Raw genomic sequence first — 20,480 nt, forward strand, 5'->3', positions numbered from 1 at the left:
CTCGGCTTCAGAGGGGGCGCAAAGTAACGTCCTGCCGGGTCAGCCCGGCGCCGCGTGCGGCGACCTCAGCTCGTCATCGCGACGGCGCCGGGGTGGGGGAATTTGGGGTGGCCATCAGTGGGGGAGTTTGGGTGGCCGCCGGGGCGCTTTCGCGCGCAACCGCACCCAGCTCTATCGATGCTCAAGGTCCTGGCAGGGGTGCTCCCTGTCAAGTTGGTGCCGACGCGCTTCGCAGCGAACCTGCTTTTGGGACGGCATGCGACGCCAACACTTCGCGCCGCCTTGGACTCGGCGTTCGCTGGCGTGTCAGCCACAGCGCTTCAAGCGCGGCTGAAGGCTGTTCTATCCGTCGATGTCTCGGCAGACTTGGCGCGGGTTACCTGACAGGCCGGCTCAGTATCCCTGGAACAGAAAGTCCAGTGCTCCCATAACTCGGTGCTGCTCCCTAGCGAGCGAGGTCACGCGCTCTTTGAGAAAGCGACGTGGAACGGCCGCCATCTTTGGGGTTTCGAGTAGACAGCTCAGGCCTTCGATTTCGAAGACTGGGCATAGTTGGGCCGGTAGCTTCTCCACGACAAAACGGTCCAAGCGCCGCAGGGGAATGACAACACTGGTTTCGAGTCCATCGAGCAGGTTGATCTGGACGTCGACCAAGAATGGAGTCGAAGCGGCATGTGGCCCAGCATTGCGGAAGACGTCGAATCGCGCCACTTAAAACGCCCTCCATGCGTCCAGTGGAAGTCCTTCGGCCTCGACGGTGGCGTTGTAGGCACCGACAAACTCTGCGTGTTCGGCACGCCAACGTCGTTCTTGTTCTTGACGCACCACCTCACGCAGGTGAGCGTCACAGAGCGATGACACATTCAGGTTTAGGGCCTTGGCGGCGGCCAGCGTGTCGACACTTAGCGTCAGGTTGACGGCGCGCTTTGCCGAACGGTCAAGCGATGAAGAAGCAGGCATGACGATTCCCGATTGATGCGCACAACATGATGCGCATATATTATGCGCATGGCCCACAGCTCAGGCAAGAGTGCTGTCCAGTCACCATCGATGGGAATGGCGTGTGCCAGCGGCGCTTGCACCTTAGCGCCATGGCGAACGCGCGAATTGGGGCCGCAGTCCGTCCAGCGACAGCCTTCAGGCAGGCAACCTGGCAAGTCCGAGCGACAGCTCAGGGTCGATAGCCGACAGCTCACCGCCTTGCGGTGCAAATCCGCACAGGAGTCTCAAGCGGTTCTAAGGCAGGCCGTGAGCCGCAGCTGACGCGACTCGTGTCACGCCCCCGGCCTGCTTAGCCGACTGCCGGTGCCAGCAGGCGGATGACCCCGGCATCCGCATCCATCTCCGCCATCGCGCCGACCGGCACAGTCAGCTTGCGCTTGATGTGGCCGATGGCGGCGCCGCGATAGACGGGCACGTTGAGCGGCAGGAAGTAGTCGTCGAACACTTCGTCCAGCGTCAGCGCGCCGTAGCCCTCGCCGGGCTCGCACTTGGTGAAGCGGCCCAGCACCACGCCGGCCAACTGGCTCAGCGCGCCGGTCAGGCGCAGCGTCGAGAGGCAGCGGTCGATGCGGTAGATGTACTCGTTGATGTCCTCGAGGAAGAGGATGGCGCCGCGGCAGTCGGGGAAGTAGGGCGTGCCGGCAAGCGAGGCCAGCACCGTCAGGTTGCCGCCGACGAGTCTGCCCTGAGCCTTGCCGGCGCGCATCGTGGAGATGCGTTCCTCGCGCACGACGAGGTCGTCGGCCGGACGCACGACGGGGTTGCGCAGCACGGCGGCCTCGGCGTTCATGACGATTGCCTTGAAGCTTTGCACCGAGTAGTCGTTCCACTCCGACACGGCCACCGGGCTGTGGAAGGCGACGAGGCCGGTCTGGCGGTGCAGGGCGTTGACCAGGCAGGTCAGGTCGCTGAAGCCACCGAAGAACTTGGGGCGGCGGCGGATCAGTTCGTAGTCGAGCTTGTCGACGATGCGGTTGCAGCCCGAGCCGCCGGTCATCGCGATGATGCCGGCCACCGAGTCGTCGGCGAACATCGCGTTCACGTCTGCGGCGCGCTGGGCGTCGGTGCCGGCGAAGGGCCCGCGTCGTGCGGCGACGTTGGGGCCGGGCTTGACCTTGAAACCTAGCGCCTGCAGCGACTCGGTGGCGATCTTCAGCGGCTCGCGCTCGAAGGTCGCGTTGGCCGGGCTGACCAGGCCCAGCGTGTCGCCCGGGCGCAGGCGTGGCGCCAGCAGCGCGCCGCCGCCGGCGGCCGCCGGTGCGGGGCGGGCGGCAGCCAGCAGGCCGGCGGCGCTGCCGAGTTGCAGAAGGTGGCGGCGGGAGGTCGTCATGGGCAGTCCTGCAGTGAAGCGGCCATTCTCTCCAGGCACCGCGCGGGCGGTGCGGCCGATGTATTCCAATCCATGCATGAACGACAACCTGCCTGCGCTGCCGACCCTCGCGCCCGGTCGCTACCGTCACTACAAGGGCGGCGAGTACGAAGTGCTTGCCGTCGCCCGCCACAGCGAGACCCTGGAGGCCATGGTCGTCTACCGGCCGCTCTACAACGACAGCGGCTGGTGGGTCAGGCCATTCGACATGTTCACCGGCACGTTGGAGGTCGACGGTGTCGTGCGGCCGCGCTTCGAGCGCATCGGCTGACACGGCGGGCGCCTCCCAGGACGGGAGGCCAGGGCCGGCCGGCACAAAGTCACGAGCACCCGCGGGTGCTCTGGCCATCATCGGCTTTTCATCAGGATTTCGAAGGGTCCGCGTTCCTACGATGGCTGGCATTGCCGCCGCCGTAGCCCCATGGGCCGGCTGGTGCCGGAACCCAGCCCAGGACCCGTTTCATGAAGTGGTTTTATGACTTGAAGATCGCCACCAAGCTGGTGGTTTCGTTCATCGCCGTGCTGCTGCTGACCGCCGGTCTGGGCACGTTCTCCGTCATCGAACTGGCGCGCGTGAACCAGACCGCCACGGACCTGGCCACGAACTGGCTGCCGACCATCAAGGCCACCGGCGACATCCGCTTCGACCTGGCCCGCATCCGCTCCTACTCGTTGCAGCATGTGCTGGCCGGCGACTTGCAGATGAAGAAGGGTTACGAGGACACGATGGCCGGCCTGCTCGCCAAGCTCGCCGCGGACCGCAAGACTTACGAGGCCACGCCGTCGCTGCCCGAAGAGAAGAAGGCTTACGCCGAGTTCTCCACGCTGGTCGACATCTACCTGGGCGAGCACGCGCGCGTGCTGGCGCTTTCCAACGCGTTCAAGAACGACGAGGCCATGGCGCTGCTGCGCGGTCCAGCGCGAGAAAACTACAACGCGATGGAGGCGCGCATCCAGCAGATCGTGAAGGTCAACGAGGCCGGAGCCGACGAGGCAAACCGCCTGGGCGACGTGCTCTACGACCGTGCGCGCGGCTGGATCGTTGCGCTGATCGTCGCCTGCATCGGTCTGGGCATGGTGCTGGCGCTGGGCGTGGCTCGCCTGATCTCGCGCTCGCTGCAGGAGGCCGTCGAGGTCGCCCGCAGCGTCGCCTCCGGCGACCTCACGCGCCGCATCGTCGCGAACAGCCGCGACGAGACCGGCCAGCTCATGCAGGCGCTGCAGGACATGACGGGCAGCCTGACGCGGCTGATCGAGCGCGTGCGCACCAGCTCCGACTCCATTGCCACCGGCTCCTCGCAGATCGCCAGCGGCAATGCCGACTTGTCGCAGCGCACCGAGGAGCAGGCCTCCAATCTGCAGCAGACCGCCGCGTCCATGGAGCAACTGACCGTCACCGTGCAACAGAACGCCGATACGGCGCGCCAGGCCACGCAGCTGTCCGCCACCGCCTCGACCGTGGCGTCGCAGGGCGGCGAGGTGGTCGGCCAGGTCGTCGAGATGATGGGCCGCGTGTCGGACAGCTCGAAGAAGATCGCCGACATCATCGGCGTCATCGACGGCATCGCCTTCCAGACCAACATCCTGGCGCTGAACGCCGCCGTGGAGGCGGCACGCGCCGGCGAGCAGGGCCGCGGCTTCGCGGTAGTGGCCGCCGAGGTGCGCGCACTGGCCAGCCGCTCGGCCGACGCGGCCAAGGAGATCAAGGTGCTGATCGGCCAGAGCGTCGCGACGGTGGAGCAGGGCAGCGGCCTGGTGGACGCCGCTGGTCGCACGATGTCGGAGATCCTGGCCCAGGTGCGTCGCGTCAGCGACCTGATGGGCGAGATCGGCGCGGCCAGCAACGAGCAGTCCCAGGGTATAGGCCAGGTTGGCGACGCCATCATGCAGCTCGACCAGGTCACGCAGCAGAACGCTGCCCTCGTCGAGGAAAGCGCGGCCGCTGCGGACAGCCTGAACCAGCAGGCCCGGCTGCTGACCGAGGCGGTGTCGGTGTTCCGCGTCGATACGGCGCGGGCCGCGGCCTGAGCGCCGGGGAAGGCCCCGCCCTGAGCCGGGGGGGATGCCGGCGTCGCGTTGGACTAGAGTTGGTGGCAGGCGTCCGTCTTGCGGGCGCAGATGGCATTCGCGACTCGGGACGACGACGCGCCATGGGCCTGGACCTGACGCCGGACGGCCTACCCACCTGGCAGGATGCACCGCTGTTCCTGCCCCCCAAGGAAAGCGCGGTGCTGGCGCTGATGATCCGGGCCCAGCCCTTGGCAGTCAGCAAGGCCGACATCGTCCAGTACGCCTGGGGCGGTTCGGCCGTGTCCGACGACAGCCTGGCGCGTTGCATCAGCCAGCTGCGCCGCGCGCTGCCCGACGTGAAGATCGAGTCCGTCTACGGCTTCGGCTACCGCATCGTGCAGCCCGAGCCCGCCGTCGCCGTGCACAGCCGCCTGCAGGCCGTCGTCAAGGCGTCGCCGGACGTCGTCGAGGCCTATCTGCATGCCTGGGAGCTGGCCCAGCACGGCACGCCGCGGACGATGGGACGCGCGCTGACCGTGCTGCGCGCCATCTCGACCGCCTACCCCGAGTACGTGCCGGCCCGTGTGTCGCTGGCGGCCATCATCGGCACGGCGGTGGGCTGGGGCATGGGTGCGGAGCTGGGCGTGACGGTGGCCGAGGCCCGGGCCGAACTGGACGCCGCGGAACGCCACGATGCCGGCGCCAGCGGCCTGCGCACCGCGCGGGCCTGGCTGGCCGACATGGACTGGCGCTTCGGCGACGCCGAGCAGCTTTTCCGCGCGGCCTACCGCGAGCAGCCCGACGACGCCGAGCTGCTGCCGCTGTTCGGCTGGCATTTGCTGGCCACGGGCCGCAGCGGCGAGGCGGTGGAGGTGCTGCGCCGCGCGGTGGCGCTGCGCCCGTTCGCCGTCTACCCGCGCGTGATGCTGTCGCGCGCGCTGGGCTATGCCGGCCAGGTCGAGGCGGCGCTGCGCGAGGCATCGCGCGCCGAGCTGGACCATCCGGACAGCGCCATCGCCATCGGCCAGCGCCTGCTGCTTCGCGCCGGCCATCGGCCCGACCCGGAGCTGGCCGGACTTTCGCTGCAGCTGCTGGCGCGCGCCGACGCGCCGTCCTACGTGCGCGCCACCCAGCCCTATGTGCTGGCGCGTTGCGGCGAGGCCGAGCTGGCGCTGGCCCTGATAGACGCGGCGCTGGGCGGCGAGCAGGCCGGCGCCGCCAGCCATGTGCTGTTCGCGCCGGCGCTGGCAGTGCTGGGCCAGCTGGACCGCGCGGCGGGCCTGGTCGAGGCGGCGTTCGAGACGCGCTGCGGGCTGCTGCCGCTGCTGCTGAATGCGCCGCTGCAAGTACTGGCGGACCACCCCGGCGTGCAGCGGCTGCAGGCGCTGTTCAAGTGGCGCGCCGCGCCGGGCCGGCCCTGAACACATGCGCGCCGGCCGATCGGGGCGGGCCGGCAAACTGCGCCACTGCGATGGCAGCCTCGTGCGGGCTGCCATCACTCAGGCGCCTCCATGTTCGACCACGTCAAATTCGGCGTCAGCGACTACGCCGCCAGCAAGGCTTTCCTCCTCCTGGCGCTCGAGCCGCTGGGCGTCGTGCTGGTCGGGGAAGGCGCGCCGTCATGCGGCGCCGAGCTGTGCCATCCCGACGGCAAGGTGTCGCTGTGCATCTTCCAGACCCTGGAGAGGCCGGCGCATCTCCACATCGCCTTCGCGGCCGAGAGCCGCCGGCATGTCGACGCCTTCCATCGCGCGGCGCTGGCGGCGGGCGCCCAGGACAACGACGCACCGGGCCTGCGCCCGAGGTAGCACGCCAACTACGACGCCGCCTTCGTCATCGGGCCGGACGGGCACAACCTCGAAGCGGTGTGCCACGCGCCCGAGGCCTGATCCACGGTCACAGCACCCGCGGCAGATCGCGCCGCACCGCCACGCGGTCGCCGAAGTCGAAGTGCCACCATTCGGTGGCGATGCCCTGAAAGCCCGCTTCGCGCATGGCCGCGCGCAGCCAGCCGCGCTCGACCAGGTGCTCGGGCCCGAGCACGCCCAGCGCCAGGTGCTCGACCTCGTGGTCGGGGTGGGAGGCCAGCGTCATCTCGTCGAAGCCGCTGCCCATGTCGACCTCGCGGCCCGCCGGGTCGAGCAGCGTCAGGTCCACGGCCATGCCGTAGCTGTGGATGGAGCCGCGCTCAGGGGGAGCGAGGTACATGGTCAGCGGCGTGCCCTGCAATTCGTCCCACAGGCGCTGCTGCACGCGCTGGGGGCGCAACGCGTCCAGCACCATCAGCCGGTAGCCAGGGCGGTGCTCGTGCAGCCAGGCAGCGGCCTTCTCCAGTGCGCCGGCGGCCTCGCGGCGCAGCCAGTGGCAATCGATGCCGTCGTAGACGGCGTGACCGACGAAGTTGTCGGCGCTCGCGTAGCGCAGGTCCACGGCGATACCGTGCTGCAGCGTGGCCAGGCGCCGGAAGTCCGGATGGCTGGCAATGTCTTCGATGTTCAGGGTGTTCAAGGCAAGGGTCGCGGCAATCGGGCCAGATGCTCGTGGGCGGCGGCAGTGATGAATTTGACGAGGCGGCGCGCGGCCTGGCCCAGCGGTGCGCTGGCGGCGCTGAGCAGATAGAGCTGCACGGGCACGGCCGGTGACAGGGAGCGCACGCGAACCCGGGTGGGGTCCGCGCTGGCGGCAGTGAAGGGGTCCACCATGGTCATGCCGACGCCGGCCTCGACGAGGGCGCGAGCGAGCTGGTAGGTCTGCACGCTGATGCGGCTGGCCAGCGGCTGGCCCAGTGCCTCGCCGGCGTGGTGGAGCAGGCCGGCCAGCGGATCGTCGCTCTGCAGGCCGACGATCTCTGTGCGGATGTCGGCCAGGCCCAGCGGGCCTTCGCCCTTGGCCTCGGGGCTGTTCAGCGGGCACAGCGCCACCATGGTGCCGCTGGCGATGGCCTCGGCCTTGATGCCGGGGTGGCGCGGGTCCTGCAGCGACAGCGCCAGGTCGGCTTCGCCAAGCAGCAGCGCGGAGACGATCTCGCGCGTATGGTGCGTGGCCAGCGTGCAGTTGGCGTTGGGGTAGGCCTTGCACCAGGGCGTCATCGCGGCCGGCACGATGGCCATCGCGAGTGCCGGCGTGGCCACCAGCCGCACCTGCTCGCTTTCGCCGCTCTTCAGGTTGGCTGCCAGCCGGCGGATGCCGACGAGGTCGCGGTTGAGCTTGTCGATCTCGACGAACAGGCGCTGGGCCTCGGGCGTGGGGTAGAGCTTGCCGCGCACGCGGTCGAAGAGCGCCATGCCCAGCTGCAGTTCGCAGTGCTGCAGCACCTTGGTCACGGCGGGCTGCGAGATGTGCAGCAACTGGGCCGCACCGCTGATGGTGCCGGCCTGCATGATGGCGTGGAAGACCTCGATATGGCGCAGCCTCATTTCCGGTAGACGCCTTCGAAGTCCACCGAGCCGTTGGGGGCCATCTTGAAGCCGACGACGTCCTTGCGGATGGGGATGTAGACCGTGGAATGCGCCATCGTGATCCAGGGGCGCTCGTGCTTGAAGATCTCCTGCGCCTTCTCGTAGAGGGCGTTGCGCTTGGCTTGGTCGGGCGTCGCGCGGGCCTCGTCGATGAGCTTCTCGAACTGGGCGTTGCAGAACTTGATGCCGTTCTTGTTCGCGGCGCAGCTCAGGTTGGGCGTCAGGAACTCGTCGGCGTCACCGGTCTCGCCGCTCCAGCCGCTCATGTAGACGTTGTGCTCGCCGTTGTTGGCGCGCTTGAGGTACTCGCCCCACTCGTAGGTCTTGATGCTGGCCTTGACGCCGATCTTGGCCCAGTCCTGCTGGATGAGCTGGGCCATCAGCTGGCCGTTGGGGTTGGTGGGGCGCTGCACGGGCAGGGCCCACAGGTCGATCTCGAAGCCGTTCGGATAGCCGGCCTTGGCCAGCAAGGCCTTGGCCCTGACGGGGTCGAACTCGTTCTTCAGCTTCTTGTTGTATCCCGGCACGGCTGGCGGGAAGGCGCTGACGGCCTGCATCGCATCGCCGCGCGCGAACAGCGCCTTGAAGATGGCGTTGCGGTCGATGGCGATGTCCAGCGCCTCGCGCACCTCGCGCTTGTCGGTGGGCGGCTTCTTCAGGTTGAAGCTCAGGTAGGAGATGTTCAGCGCCTGGATCTTCTCGATGTTGACCTTGTCGTTGCGGGCCAGCGAGGTCACGTCCACGTCGCGCAGCGGCGACGTCACATGGCACTCGCCGGCGGCGATCTTCTGCACGCGCACGTTGGGCTCGCGGCTGATGCTGAAGATCAGCATCGCTGTGCGCTGCTTGCCGCCCCAGTAGTCGGGGTTGGCCTCCATGCGCAGCACGTCGTCCTTGGCATAGCTCTTGAAGCGGTAGGGGCCCGTGCCGACCGGCAGCACATTGATCTGGGAGGCCTTGCCGGCCTTCAGCAACTGGGTCGCGTACTCGGCGGACTGGATGCTCGCCCAGGCGAAGGCGAAGTTCGCGACGAAGGTCACGTTGGGCTGGCGGAGCCGGAAACGAATTGTTCGGTCGTCGATCTTGTCTATGCCCTCGATCAGCTTGGCCAGGCCGAGGTTCTGCGGATAGACGAAGTTGACCGGGAAGGCCTTGTTGAAGGGGAGGTTGGGGTCGATGAAGCGGCCGAAGGTGAACAGCACGTCATCGGCATTGAAGTCCCGCGTCGGCTTGAACCAGGGCGTGCTTTGGAACTTCACGCCCTCGCGCAGCTTGAAGGTGAAGCTCTTGGCGTCGGGGGAGATCTCCCAGCTCGTGGCCAGCTTGGGCGCCAGCTCGGTCGAGGGCCGGTTGAAGCCCAGCAGCCCGTTGAACAGCTGGTTGCTGACGGCATTGGTGCTGGCACTGTCCCACATGCCGGGATCGAAGCCCTCGGGGCTGGCGTCGGCGCAGTAGATCAGCGGCTTGCTCTGGGCCTGGGCCGCTGGCGCAGCAGCCCAGGCCAGTAGGCTCAGCAGGGCGATGGAGAAGGACTTCATCACGGGCGATTTCATAGCGGGAACGGGCAGGGATTGTTTGTAGTCGGGCCGGTGACGACAAGGGGGCGGGCGGCCAGAAGGCATAACCAAAACTCATACATTGTGACCCCCCTAGTTCGTAACGTTTAGCGACGGTCATTTCAAGCGCCCGCGCCAGAATCACCTCGGCCGCCAGGCTCTCCCGTAGTACCGAACTGCAGCAACGCCCGCTGCGAGGATCCCTTTGTCATGATCGACCCGAAACGCCGCAAATTTCTCCAGTATTCCGCTGCTCTCAGCGGCTCCTTGCCGCTGGTCGGCTGTGGAGGTGGCGCGGCGGCTGTGGCCGAACTGCCCACAGCTCAGCCCGACGGCTCGATCATGCTGCCCACCACGCCTCCACCCCCGGCGCCGACACCCTCACCCGCCCCGCCGCCAGCAAGCGTGCCGGCGACGACCTTCGGCCTGTTCACCGGCGCGATGCAGTTCAGCCTGGTCAGCGCAAGAGCCCAGGTCAAGGCGCCCTTTTGCCTGGGTTTCGCATTCAAGCGTGGCGACATCCCGGCCGGCAGCGCCGTGGGCGCCAGCCTGGCCAGCCTTCAGGTCACGCCCCGCACGACCTGGCCGGACGGTTCGCTGAAGTTCGCCCAGATCGCCGGCATTGCGGACCTGGCGGCCAACACCTTGACGACGGTGAGGCTGAGCCGCATCGCCGCCGGGAACGCAGCGGCGGCGCCCCTGGGCCTGGCCGACCTGAAGAAGACCGGGATCACGGCCGAGGTGGGCGCGGGGGAACTCGGCAAGGCAAGCTTCGGCAACGCCGAATGGGACGCTCCCTTCCAGACCTGGGCCAGCGGCCCGCAGATGTCGTCGTGGGTGTACCGCAAGCCGGTGGGCAGCGACCCCCACCTGGTGGCCTGGCTGGAGGTGCGACTGTTCGCCACCGGCGCCGTGGAGGTGCTGCCCTGGGTGGAGAACGGCTACCTGATGGTGGCTGCCCCGACGAACAAGGCGGGCGCGTACAGCTTCAAGCTGGGCGGCAGTGAGCGCTTCTCGGGCACCATCGACCTGCCCCACCACTGCCGCACGCCGTTGATCAACGGTGCGGCGCTGTCGTACTGGCTGGGCGATGACCCCGGTGTGACGCCGCGCCTCGACATCGCCTACCTGCAGGCCACCGAGCAGGTGCCGACCTACAGCGCCCGCGTCGATCCGGCGGGGGCCGTGGCCAAGAAGCTGGTCCAGGCCTTTTCGCCACTGGACAAGGCCAACTTCAGCTATTCCAACGACAGCATGACCAGCTCCGGCTACCAGGAGCCCATCGGCCTGCTGCCCGAGCATGATGCGCTGTACCTGACCTGCGACAGCCCCACCACCTACGGTGCCGTCGTTCGCAACGGCTTCGCGGCGGGCCGCTACGGCATCCATTACCGCGACGAGAAGACGCAGCGCCCGCTGCGCTTCTCGCAATACCCCAACCTGTGTCTGGCCGACGGCAGCCCGGTGCGCGACATCGGCGGCTCGACCCGCAGCCAGTACACCCCCAAGCCGTCCGGCACGATTGCGCCGATCTGGGACGCCGCCCATGCGCCGTCGGTGGGCTACATGGCCTACCTGCTGACCGGCCGCTGGTACTTCATGGAGCAGGTGCAGTTCGCGGCCACGCTGGACTACCTGGGCAAGGGCGACAACAACGTGCTGCGCGTCGGCTCGCTGGGCCTGGTGCGGCCCTGCTTCGGTGCCTGGCAGACGCGAGCGTGCGCCTGGCAATGGCGCACGCTCGCGCAGGCGCTGGCCGTCACGCCCGACAGCGACACGACGCTGCGCACCGAGTTCATCGACTGCGTGCACAACAACATCAACGACCTGCACGGCACCTACGTCGCCCAGCCCAACAACCCCTTCGGCTGGATTCAGCCCGGCGAGGGCTACACCAACAACATGCAGTTCGGCGCGCCCTGGCAGCAGGACTTCGTCACCGCCGCCTTCGGCTACTCGCTGTCCCTGGGGCTGCCGGTGTCGGCGGCCGCGGCCGGCAAGCTGGAGGCCTTCTTCCACTGGAAGGCGCGCAGCGCCGTCATGCGACTGGGCACGGCCGACGGCTTCTGGTACGTCAACGGCGCGCCGTACACAATGAGCATCACCAACGCTGGCGTGCCCGATTTCGCCGGCGGCAAGGGCCCCTGGCTGGCCGACGATGCCGCCGTGTATGCCGCCACCTACGCCAGCCAGCCCAGCTGGTTCGGCACCACCGAGGGCAAGCTCGCCGCCGAGATCCTGCCGGGCGATCGCGCCCAGTGGGGCAACCTGATGACGGCCATGGCCTATGCCGTGCGGCATGGCGTCAAGGGTGCAGGCAGTGCCTACCAGCGCGTGACCAGTGCCAGCAACTACGGGGCCTTGCGCGACGCCTACAACCTGGCACCGGTGTGGTCCGTCGCGCCGGCGCGCGTGCTGCCCGCCTGGCTGGCGAGCAAGCCGCTGAACACCTGGTTCGAGATCCCCGGCACGGCGGGCGCCGGCGGGGCGGCGGTGGATGCCTACAGCGGCATGGCCATCGAGGAGCGCACCAGCGAGATCCTCATCGCCGCGGCCGGCGGCCACAACGACTCCTCCGACAACCGCGTTGTCTCCATCAACCTGTCGTCCGACGCGCCAGCGTGGATACAGAGGATGGCGCCGAGCACGATGGTGGCCACCAACGTGGCCTACTACGCCGACGGCAAGCCCGCGTCGCGCCACCTCTACAGCTCGCTGCACTTCGTGCCACAGCTGAACCGCCTGATTCTGTTCGGGCTGCGCGGGGCCTGGGGCGCCGCATACAACTTCGGCAAGGTCGACGCGTTCAGTCTCGACACCAACACCTGGGATCCCGCCGGTACCTTCGCCGACATGCCTGCCGGCTACTACGGCGCGGCGCAGATCCGCGCGACGGGGGAGGTCATCAGCAACGGCCTGAAGAAATGGTCGCCCGTGGATCGCCAGTGGAGCGACCTCGTCACCGTCCCGCTGGGCGACGCGGTGCGCTGGCCCATGGCCGTGGACGCGCGCCGCGGTCAGCTGTTCTGCCTGCAATGGGGCGACGGCCAGGGCTACGATCCGCAGCGCATGGTGGCCAGCCGAGTGCCGTTGGGCGGCAAGCAGCAGATCGCGGTCAGCTTCAATGCCAGCAGTGCGCTGACCGAGTGGGAGGCCGAGAAGCCGATGTACGCGGGGATGGACTACGACGTCGACAACGACCGCTTCCTGTTCTATGCCGGCCGGGGCAGCGCGGCCGGGCGGGTCTATGTGATCACGCCCAACGACGGCAATGTCTGGGACATGAGCATGCTGGACACCGACGCGGGGAGCGTGAAGATGGTGGCCACGGTCGATGCCGGCCTGCAGAACCGGCTGCGCTACGTGCCCGCGCTGCGCGGCTTCGTGCTGCTGGCCCGCTCCAGCAGCAACCTGTACTTCCTTCGAACGGCCTGAATCAGAATCGGTCCCATGTGGACCGATTTCCCATCGCACACGTGGCGGCGCGACGGCGTCATGCTGTTTGCCCGTCAGGGCGGCCCGGCACAGACCGGCAGGCCGCCGCTGCTGTTGCTGCACGGTCATCCGCAGACCATGGCCATGTGGCACCGCGTCGCGCCGGCGCTGGCCAGGACGCACCGCGTCGTGCTGCTGGACCTGCGCGGCTATGGCGACAGCGACCGCCCGCCCCCCGGCGAAGGCAGCGCCGCCTATGCCAAGCGCGAGATGGCGCTGGACGCCGTCGCGTTGATGCGGTCGCTGGGCCATGAACGCTTCGCCGTGCTGGCCCACGACCGCGGCGCGCGCGTCGCGCACCGGCTGGCGCTGGACCATCCGCAGGTCGTCACGCGGCTGATGCTGCTGGACATCGCGCCGACGCTTGCCATGTACGAGGGCACGACGGAGGCCTTCGCGCGTGCCTATTGGCATTGGTTCTTCCTGATCCAGCCCGCGCCGCGGCCCGAGCGGCTCATCGAGGCCGACCCGGTCGCCTATCTACGCGAAGGCATGGGCCAGCGGGGCGACTTCTTCGACGGGCGGGCCTGGGCCGAGTACGAGCGCTGCTTCAGCCGCCCCGGCACGGCAGCCGCAGTCTGCGCGGACTACCGCGCCGGCGCCGGCATCGACCTCGAGCATGACCGCGCCGACCGTGCAGCGGGCCGGCGTGTCACGCAGCCGCTGCATGTGCTGTGGGGCGCGCAGGGCGTCGTGGGCCGCTGCTTCGAGCCGCTGAAGCTCTGGCGGGACGTGGCCGACCATGTGAGCGGCCGAGCGGTGGACAGCGGCCACTACATCGCCGAGGAGGCGCCCGGGGTGGTGCTCGCCGAGGCGACCGAATTTTTCAAGGATTGAGCATGCAGAAGATTGCCGTGATCGCCGGCGACGGCATTGGCCAGGAAGTCATGCCCGAGGGCCTGCGAGTTCTGCGTACGGTGGCCGAGCGCTTCGGCCTGGCTTTGCGCTTCGACGAGTTCGACTTCGCGCATTGCCGCTACTACGAACAGCATGGCCGGATGCTGCCGGACGACTGGAAGGAGCAGATCGGCGGCCACGACGCGATCTTCTTCGGCGCGGTCGGCTGGCCAGCCACGGTGCCGGACCATGTCAGCCTGTGGGGCTCGCTGTTGAGGTTCCGCCGCGAGTTCGACCAGTACGTGAACCTGCGTCCGGCGCGCCTGCTGCCCGGCGTGCGCTCGCCGCTGGTGGGGCGCAGGCCTGGCGACATCGACATGTGGATCGTCCGCGAGAACACCGAGGGCGAATACTCCAGCGTGGGCGGCCGCATGTACGCCGGCACCGAGCGCGAGATTGTCATCCAGGAGACGGTGATGAGCCGCGTCGGCGTGGACCGCGTGCTGCGCTTTGCCTTCGAGCTGGCCGCGTCGAGGCCGCGCGCCAAGCTGACGTCGGCCACCAAGAGCAACGGCATCGCCATCACCATGCCCTATTGGGATGAGCGCGTCGAGGCCATGGCCGCGCAGTTCCCCGGCGTTGCGGTCGACAAGTTCCACATCGACATCCTCTGCGCCCATTTCGTGCAGCGGCCGCATCACTTCGACGTGGTCGTCGCCAGCAACCTGTTCGGCGACATCCTGTCCGACCTCGGCCCCGCCTGCACCGGCACCATTGCCATCGCGCCCTCGGCCAACCTGAATCCGACGCGCGCATGGCCCAGCCTGTTCGAGCCCGTGCACGGCTCGGCGCCGGACATTGCGGGCAAGGGCATCGCCAATCCCATCGGCCAGATCTGGGCCGGCGCGATGATGCTGGACTTCCTGGGCCACCGCGAAGCGCATGACGCCGTCATGGCGGCCATCGAGGCCGTGCTGGCAGACCCGGCCGCGCCCAGGACGCCTGACCTGGGCGGCGGTTCGTCATGCGCCCAGCTGGGCCAGGCCATTGCCGAGGCTGCGAAAATGGCGGGATCATGAAGCCCATCGCCTACACCCGCGCCCGAGACCTGCCTGCGATCCTGCAGCAACGCATTGCCGTGCTCGACGGCGCGATGGGCACCATGATCCAGCGCTACAAGCTGGGCGAGGCCGACTACCGCGGCGAGCGCTTCAAGGACCATGGCAAGGACCTGAAGGGTAACAACGAGCTGTTGCTGTTCACGCGGCCCGACGTCATCCGCGAGATCCACGAGCAGTACCTGGCCGCCGGCGCGGACCTCATCGAGACCAACACCTTCGGCGCCACCTCGGTCGCGCAGGAGGACTACGACCTGCCCGAGCTGGCCTACGAGATGAACCTCGTCGCCGCGCAGATCGCCCGCGCCGCCTGCGACAAGTACTCGACGCCCGACAAGCCCCGCTATGTCGCCGGTGCCCTCGGCCCGACGCCGCGCACCGCGTCCATCAGCCCGGACGTCAACGACCCCGGCGCCCGCAACATCGACTTCGACACGCTGCGCGCTGCCTACTACGAGCAGGCCAAGGGATTGCTGGACGGCGGCGCTGACGTCTTCCTCGTCGAGACCATCTTCGACACGCTCAACGCCAAGGCCGCCATCTTTGCGCTGGACGAGCTGATGGAAGATACCGGCGAGCGCCTGCCCGTCATCATCTCGGGCACGGTGACCGACGCGTCCGGCCGCATCCTGTCCGGCCAGACGGTCACGGCCTTCTGGCACTCGGTGCGCCACGCCCGCCCCATCGCCATCGGCCTGAACTGCGCGCTGGGCGCGACGCTGATGCGGCCCTACATCGAGGAGCTGTCCAAGGTGGCGGGCGAGGTGGCGGTGAGCTGCTATCCCAACGCCGGCCTGCCCAACCCGATGAGCGACACCGGCTTCGACGAAACGCCGGATGTGACGGCCCGCCTGGTCGGTGAGTTCGCGCGAGCCGGCTTCCTCAACATCGCTGGGGGCTGCTGCGGCACCACGCCCGACCATATCGCGGCGATCGCCAAGGCCGTGTCGGCCTACAGGCCGCGGGTCAGCGGCGAGAAGTTCTTCAGCCAGATGCTGGACGCCGCCTAGCGGCAACCGTGCCATTAGCATGCGGCCCAGACCCAATCTCGGGGAGGTCGCATGGATTGGCACGCAGTGGTGGCGGACGGTGTCCGCGAGCATGGGCTGAGCGAGGCGCAGCGGCGCGAGCTGCTCGCGTTGGGCGGCGTGGGCGTCGAGCCGCCGGTGCTGCTTGCGCAACTGCCGCTCATGCTGATCGGCCTGGCCGCCTTGCTGGCCGGACTGGGGCTGGTCTTCGCCGTCGCCGCGAACTGGGACGAACTGTCCCGTGTCGCGCAGTTCGGCCTGTTGCAGGCCGCGGTGGCCTTGGGCGCACTCGGCGTCATCGCCAGGCCGGGGCTGCGCATGCCGCTGGGCCTGTGGTGCCTGCTGGCCATGGGTGGGCTGCTGGCCTTCTTCGGCCAGACCTACCAGACCGGTGCCGATGCCTGGCAGCTGTTCGCGCTGTGGGCGGCACTGGGCCTGCCGCTGGCGCTGGGCGTTCGGGCCGATACGGTCTGGTCGGCCTGGGCGCTGGTGGCCATGACGGCGATCTCGCTGTGGATGACCGCGCACACCCGCCATGCCTGGCGGGCCGAGCCCGACGGCCTGGCCGTGCATCTGATTGGCTGGGTCGTGGCGCTGCTGCTGGTGCTGGCCCTGGGAAGCCGGCCGGGGCACCGCGCTGGCGCCGGGCTCTGGGCGCGGCGCACGGCGGCCTGCCTGGCGGTGCTGCTGGTCACGGCCAGCGCCGTTGCGGCGCTGTTCGGTGGCAGCCCCACGACCTATGTCCCGCTGGCGTTGCTGACCTTGGGCGCGGCGGCCTGGGTCGCCAGCCGGCCGGCTGCCTTTGAGCTGTTCACCCTCAGCGCCGCGGCACTGGGCTTGAACGCGGTGCTGGTGGGCGGGCTGGGCCGTTGGCTGTTCGACGGTCATGGGCGCGGCGACGGCACCGGCCAATGGCTGCTGATCGGCCTGGTCGCCGCGGCCCTGCTGTCCGGCACCGTCAGCGCCGTGCTGCGGCTGGCGCGAGCCGCGGAGCGGCAAGGCGTTGACGCATGAACCGCGCACAGGTCCAGGCCTTGTGGCGGCAGGCCCAGGCCCGCCGGTTGCTGCCGATGGATGCCGTCCCGCCACCCGGCGCCGAGGGGCGACCCTGGCCCGTGGTGTTGCTGACGGCACTGGGAGCCTGGCTGGCGGCCGTGCCGCTGCTGCTGACGGTGGCCTTGGTGCTGGGCCCGTTCTTCCAGCATGGCGGGGCGGGCTGGGCCGGCGTGGCGCTGTTGGTGGTGGCGGTGGCCATGCTGCGCTCATCCGGGCTGCCGCTGTTCGTCGAGCAGTTGGCGGTGCCGTTGCTGCTGACGGGCGGCGCCAGCCTGGGCTTCGCGCTGTTCCAGGACCTGGCCGAACCATGGCCGGCGCTCGTGCTCGCGTCGCTGGCCGGCGCGATCGGCTGGGTGGTGCGCCCCCACTGGCTCAAGGCCTGCCTGGGGGCGGCGGCGGCGTTCTTCACGGCCATGACGCTTTGGTCGGTGGTGTGGACCGGTCGCCACGCGGGCCAGACCGCCATCTACTGGCTGAGCTGGCATTGCTGTGCGGCCCTGTGGCTGGCGGCAGTCCTGCGCGAGCAGGCCGCAGGGCTGCGCTCGCCGTTTCTGGCGCTGGCATCGGGCTGGGGTGCGATGAGCCTGCTCGGGCTGGCACTGTCCTCGGGCATGGCCATGCTGGTGGGCGGTGGCCTGGGGGGCCTCGCGGCGGCGCATGTGGGCTCGGCATGGGCTGGGTGGCCGGGCGGCGTGTCGACGGCGCTGGCCCTGCTGGCGGCCGCCTGGCTGGGGCGGGCCTGGCCGTCACTGCGCCGCCCGGGCCACGTGGGCGTGGCGCTGGTGCTGGCCGGCCTGGCGGGCTTCATGCCGGCGCTGGGCGCCGTGCTGCTGATGACCACGGCCTGCCTGCTGCAGGCGCGCTGGCAACTGGCCGCCACGGCGGCGCTGGCGTTGCTATGGATCGTGGGCAGCTTCTATTACCAGCTGGCCTGGCCGCTGGTCACCAAGGCCCAGGTGCTGGCCGTGGCCGGCGTGCTGCTGGGCCTGCTGGCCTGGCCGTCGTGGCGCCGCGCCGTGGCGATGGCGCCGGCGTCTGCCGCACCCGGCCGCGCGCCGCGCCTTGGCGCCGCGATCAGCCTGGTCGCCGTGCTGGCGGTGATCAACGTCGCCATCGCGCAGAAGGAGGCATTGATCGCCGAGGGTCGGCCGGTCTTCGTGCCGTTGGCGCCGGTGGACCCCCGCTCGCTGATGCAGGGCGACTTCATGCGACTGAACTTCGCGCTGCCGCGCGACGTGGCCCAGCGCGCCGGCGGCCTGCTGGGCGCCGCGCGGCCGCGGGTGGTTGCCCGGTTGGACGATCGCCGCGTCGCCACCGTCCTGCGCCTGCATGACGGCGCGCCGCTGGCGCCCGGCGAACTGCTCATCGAGCTCACGCCCAAGGACGGCCGCTGGACCGTCGTGACCGATGCCTGGTTTTTCAAGGAGGGCGAGGCCGGGCGTTGGTCGAGGGCCAGGTTCGGCGAGTTCCGCGTGAAGCCGGATGGCCAGGCCTTGCTCGTGGGCCTGCGCGGCGAGGCGCTGGACAAGCTCTGACGCCAGGCTGTTGACAAATGAATTCAAACGAATACATTCGTGTTCGTTGGAACTCATGAAGGCGGGTGTCCCATGGCGACACAGACCATCACGATGGAGCCGTTGTCCGCGCGCATCCCGAGCGACATCTACCTGTGGCTGGCGCAGCTGCAGGTCGACGGTGCAACGACGAACAGCGACAAGCTGCGCGTGCTGCTGGGCCAGCTCAAGCGCCAGCATGACGGCGCCTTCGACTACGTGGCCGCCCATGCCTGGGCGCGCGAGCTGACGCACCGGCTGCGCGAAGCGCTGGTGCGCATCGAAGGCAGCGAGGGCCGGCATTCCGAGGTGCTGGGCCAGCTCGTCGAGCAGGTCACGACGCTGATGGCCCTGGTCATCAGCGCCGCGCCGGCCAACGCCGCCGATGCTTCCAGGCTGGAGGACGCGCTGGTGCGCCGGACGGCGCTGCTCAGCGAATCCCTGCTGCGCCAGGCCACCACCGGTGCCGCGCATGCCTTCGATCCCGGGGTGGTGAAACGCCACCTCGGCCCCACCGTCGAGCTGGCCTCGACGCTCTCCGCCGCGAAAGGAGCCTGACATGGCCGAATCCCTGAAGACCCGCGTGGGCCGCGTGATCGCCGGCAGCATGCACGCCCTGCTGGACAAGATCGAGGACCGCAATCCGCAGGCGGTCATGGAGCAGTCCATCCGCGAAGCCGAGGGCGTCATCGACGAGGTGCGCCACGAGCTGGGTGTCGTCAGCGCCAACCGGCATCTGGCCCAGCAGCAGCACGCCAAGCTCAACCGCAGCCATCAAGAGCTGCGCGACCAGGTCTCGCAGGCCCTGGCCCAGCAGCGCGAGGATCTGGCGCGTGCGGCCGTGTCGCGCCAGATCGACATCGAGGCGCAGATTCCCGTACTGGAGACGACGCTGGCCGACCTGGCCCGCCAGGAGCAGGAGCTGCAGGGCTTCACCGCGGCGCTGCTGGCGAAGAAGCGCGAGATGCAGGAGGCGCTGGCAGAGTTCCGCAAGAGCCGCGCGGCCGCCGAGTCGGCCGCCCAGCCGCTGGGGCAGGTGAGCGTGGAGCAGCGCCTGGGCCGCGTCACGGATGCCTTCGACAAGATCTACCAGCGCCAGACCGGCCTGGACGGCACGCAGCGCGCTGGCGGCCTGCAGCAGGCCGCGCAGCTGCGCGAACTGGACGATCTCGTGCGTGACCACAAGATCGCCGAGCGCATGGCCCAGATCAAGGCGGGTCAGGCTTGAGGCGATGAAGCCCCTTCTCCAGGGGGGGCTCCCCGTGACGGGACTGCTCGGGCTCGGCCCGAATGCCGTCCGGACCTTATCGAATCTGCCGTGACACTCACGTCCATCACAACCAGGGAGGGGGATCGATGAATCTCTTCACGTCGCCGGAGACGCTGCCCTTCGGCGTCGCGGTCGCGCTGATCGTCGCCATTGCGTTGCTGGAGGGCATGGGCATGCTGATCGCGCTCAGCCCCAGCAACCTCATCGACAACTGGCTGCCGGAGCATGCGGTCGAGACGGGGCTGGACCGCGTGCTCGGCTGGCTGCACCTGGGCCGCGTGCCGGCGCTGGTGCTGCTGCTGCTGTTCCTGCTGGGCTATGCGCTGTTCGGCTACGCGTTGCAGAAGGTGGCGTTCAACCTGTTTGGTGGCTTCGCACCCGCCTGGGTCGCCGGGCTGCTGGCCGTGCCGCCTGGGCTGGCCACCGTGCGCAGCATCGGCAGCCTGGTCGCGCATATCGTCCCGCGCGACGAGAGCAGCGCCGTCAGCGAGCAATCGCTGGTGGGGCGGGCGGGTGTCGTCAGTGCGGGCGCGGCGCGGCGCGGGCTGGCCGCGCAGGCGCGGGTGCGTGACGCCCATGGCCGCACGCACTATCTGATGGTCGAGCCCGACCTGGACGACGAGGTGTTCGAGGAGGGGGCGCAGATCCTGATCGTGCGCAAGCTGGGGGCGTTCTATCGCTGCATCGCCAACCCGCACCCCCATCTGTTCTGAAAACGAGGGAGTTTG

18 protein-coding genes and 1 pseudogene are annotated in these 20,480 nt (G+C 69.2%); 13 read left to right on the top strand and 6 right to left on the bottom strand.

The window, feature by feature from the left end; all coding sequences use genetic code 11:
* Positions 1-393: 393 nt before the first annotated feature.
* From JOY88_RS12910 to JOY88_RS12920, 3 genes are all read right to left on the bottom strand, one after another.
* Complete coding sequence (locus JOY88_RS12910) at positions 394-711, bottom strand: CcdB family protein (protein ID WP_293503027.1); 318 nt, start codon at positions 709-711, stop codon at positions 394-396.
* Complete coding sequence (locus JOY88_RS12915) at positions 712-960, bottom strand: type II toxin-antitoxin system CcdA family antitoxin (protein ID WP_293503029.1); 249 nt, start codon at positions 958-960, stop codon at positions 712-714.
* Positions 961-1,291: 331 nt separating this feature from the next.
* Positions 1,292-2,332: a S66 peptidase family protein gene (locus JOY88_RS12920; protein WP_293503031.1), complete on the bottom strand. Its 1,041-nt coding sequence runs from the start codon at positions 2,330-2,332 to the stop codon at positions 1,292-1,294.
* A 76-nt stretch (positions 2,333-2,408) separates the two neighbouring features.
* Here JOY88_RS12920 and JOY88_RS12925 point away from each other — a divergent pair, with 76 nt between their 5' ends.
* From JOY88_RS12925 to JOY88_RS12940, 4 genes and pseudogenes are all read left to right on the top strand, one after another.
* Positions 2,409-2,642 carry a DUF1653 domain-containing protein gene (locus tag JOY88_RS12925; protein ID WP_293503033.1) on the top strand — a complete coding sequence of 78 codons (234 nt, stop codon included), beginning with the start codon at positions 2,409-2,411 and terminating at the stop codon, positions 2,640-2,642.
* Positions 2,643-2,833: 191 nt separating this feature from the next.
* Positions 2,834-4,399 carry a methyl-accepting chemotaxis protein gene (locus JOY88_RS12930; RefSeq protein ID WP_293503035.1) on the top strand — a complete coding sequence of 522 codons (1,566 nt, stop codon included), beginning with the start codon at positions 2,834-2,836 and terminating at the stop codon, positions 4,397-4,399.
* A gap of 122 nt (positions 4,400-4,521) precedes the next feature.
* Positions 4,522-5,802 (top strand): winged helix-turn-helix domain-containing protein, encoded by a 1,281-nt coding sequence (locus tag JOY88_RS12935; protein WP_293503037.1) that lies wholly within the window; start codon positions 4,522-4,524, stop codon positions 5,800-5,802.
* 90 nt (positions 5,803-5,892) lie between these two features.
* Positions 5,893-6,270: pseudogene (locus JOY88_RS12940) on the top strand (VOC family protein).
* Between the two features lie 7 nt (positions 6,271-6,277).
* Here JOY88_RS12940 and JOY88_RS12945 read toward each other — a convergent pair.
* The 3 genes from JOY88_RS12945 to JOY88_RS12955 are packed head-to-tail and all read right to left on the bottom strand — an operon-like array spanning position 6,278 to position 9,377.
* Complete coding sequence (locus JOY88_RS12945; RefSeq protein WP_293503039.1) at positions 6,278-6,889, bottom strand: M15 family metallopeptidase; 612 nt, start codon at positions 6,887-6,889, stop codon at positions 6,278-6,280.
* Positions 6,886-7,797, bottom strand: coding sequence for a LysR family transcriptional regulator (locus JOY88_RS12950; protein ID WP_293503040.1), 912 nt, complete (start codon positions 7,795-7,797; stop codon positions 6,886-6,888). Before JOY88_RS12950 ends, JOY88_RS12945 begins: the two co-directional genes overlap by 4 nt.
* Positions 7,794-9,377 carry an ABC transporter substrate-binding protein gene (locus JOY88_RS12955; protein ID WP_293503041.1) on the bottom strand — a complete coding sequence of 528 codons (1,584 nt, stop codon included), beginning with the start codon at positions 9,375-9,377 and terminating at the stop codon, positions 7,794-7,796. The genes JOY88_RS12950 and JOY88_RS12955 overlap by 4 nt, the downstream gene beginning before the upstream one ends.
* 423 nt (positions 9,378-9,800) lie before the next feature.
* On the opposite strand from JOY88_RS12955, the gene JOY88_RS12960 reads away from it, so the two are divergent.
* The 9 genes from JOY88_RS12960 to JOY88_RS13000 all read left to right on the top strand — a co-directional run bounded on the left by JOY88_RS12960 (position 9,801) and on the right by JOY88_RS13000 (position 20,465).
* Positions 9,801-12,830, top strand: coding sequence for a hypothetical protein (locus tag JOY88_RS12960; protein WP_293503042.1), 3,030 nt, complete (start codon positions 9,801-9,803; stop codon positions 12,828-12,830).
* Positions 12,831-12,845: 15 nt separating this feature from the next.
* Positions 12,846-13,727, top strand: a complete 882-nt coding sequence (locus tag JOY88_RS12965; RefSeq protein ID WP_524539217.1) for an alpha/beta fold hydrolase — start codon at positions 12,846-12,848, stop codon at positions 13,725-13,727.
* Positions 13,728-13,729: 2 nt separating this feature from the next.
* Positions 13,730-14,806, top strand: a complete 1,077-nt coding sequence (locus tag JOY88_RS12970; protein WP_524539218.1) for a tartrate dehydrogenase — start codon at positions 13,730-13,732, stop codon at positions 14,804-14,806.
* Positions 14,803-15,855 carry a homocysteine S-methyltransferase family protein gene (locus JOY88_RS12975; RefSeq protein ID WP_293503044.1) on the top strand — a complete coding sequence of 351 codons (1,053 nt, stop codon included), beginning with the start codon at positions 14,803-14,805 and terminating at the stop codon, positions 15,853-15,855. Before JOY88_RS12970 ends, JOY88_RS12975 begins: the two co-directional genes overlap by 4 nt.
* A 51-nt stretch (positions 15,856-15,906) precedes the next feature.
* Positions 15,907-16,887 (top strand): DUF2157 domain-containing protein, encoded by a 981-nt coding sequence (locus JOY88_RS12980; RefSeq protein WP_293503045.1) that lies wholly within the window; start codon positions 15,907-15,909, stop codon positions 16,885-16,887.
* A complete protein-coding gene (locus tag JOY88_RS12985; RefSeq protein ID WP_293503046.1) occupies positions 16,884-18,464 on the top strand; it encodes a GDYXXLXY domain-containing protein in 1,581 nt (526 codons plus the stop codon). The genes JOY88_RS12980 and JOY88_RS12985 overlap by 4 nt, the downstream gene beginning before the upstream one ends.
* 72 nt (positions 18,465-18,536) lie before the next feature.
* Positions 18,537-19,040 carry a hypothetical protein gene (locus JOY88_RS12990; protein ID WP_293503047.1) on the top strand — a complete coding sequence of 168 codons (504 nt, stop codon included), beginning with the start codon at positions 18,537-18,539 and terminating at the stop codon, positions 19,038-19,040.
* Position 19,041: 1 nt separating this feature from the next.
* Positions 19,042-19,710, top strand: coding sequence for a PspA/IM30 family protein (locus JOY88_RS12995; RefSeq protein ID WP_293503048.1), 669 nt, complete (start codon positions 19,042-19,044; stop codon positions 19,708-19,710).
* A 128-nt stretch (positions 19,711-19,838) separates the two neighbouring features.
* Positions 19,839-20,465 (top strand): YqiJ family protein, encoded by a 627-nt coding sequence (locus JOY88_RS13000; RefSeq protein WP_293503049.1) that lies wholly within the window; start codon positions 19,839-19,841, stop codon positions 20,463-20,465.
* Positions 20,466-20,480 lie beyond the last annotated feature (15 nt).

Source organism: Roseateles sp. (assembly GCF_019237615.1).
Taxonomy (GTDB): domain Bacteria; phylum Pseudomonadota; class Gammaproteobacteria; order Burkholderiales; family Burkholderiaceae_C; genus Pelomonas.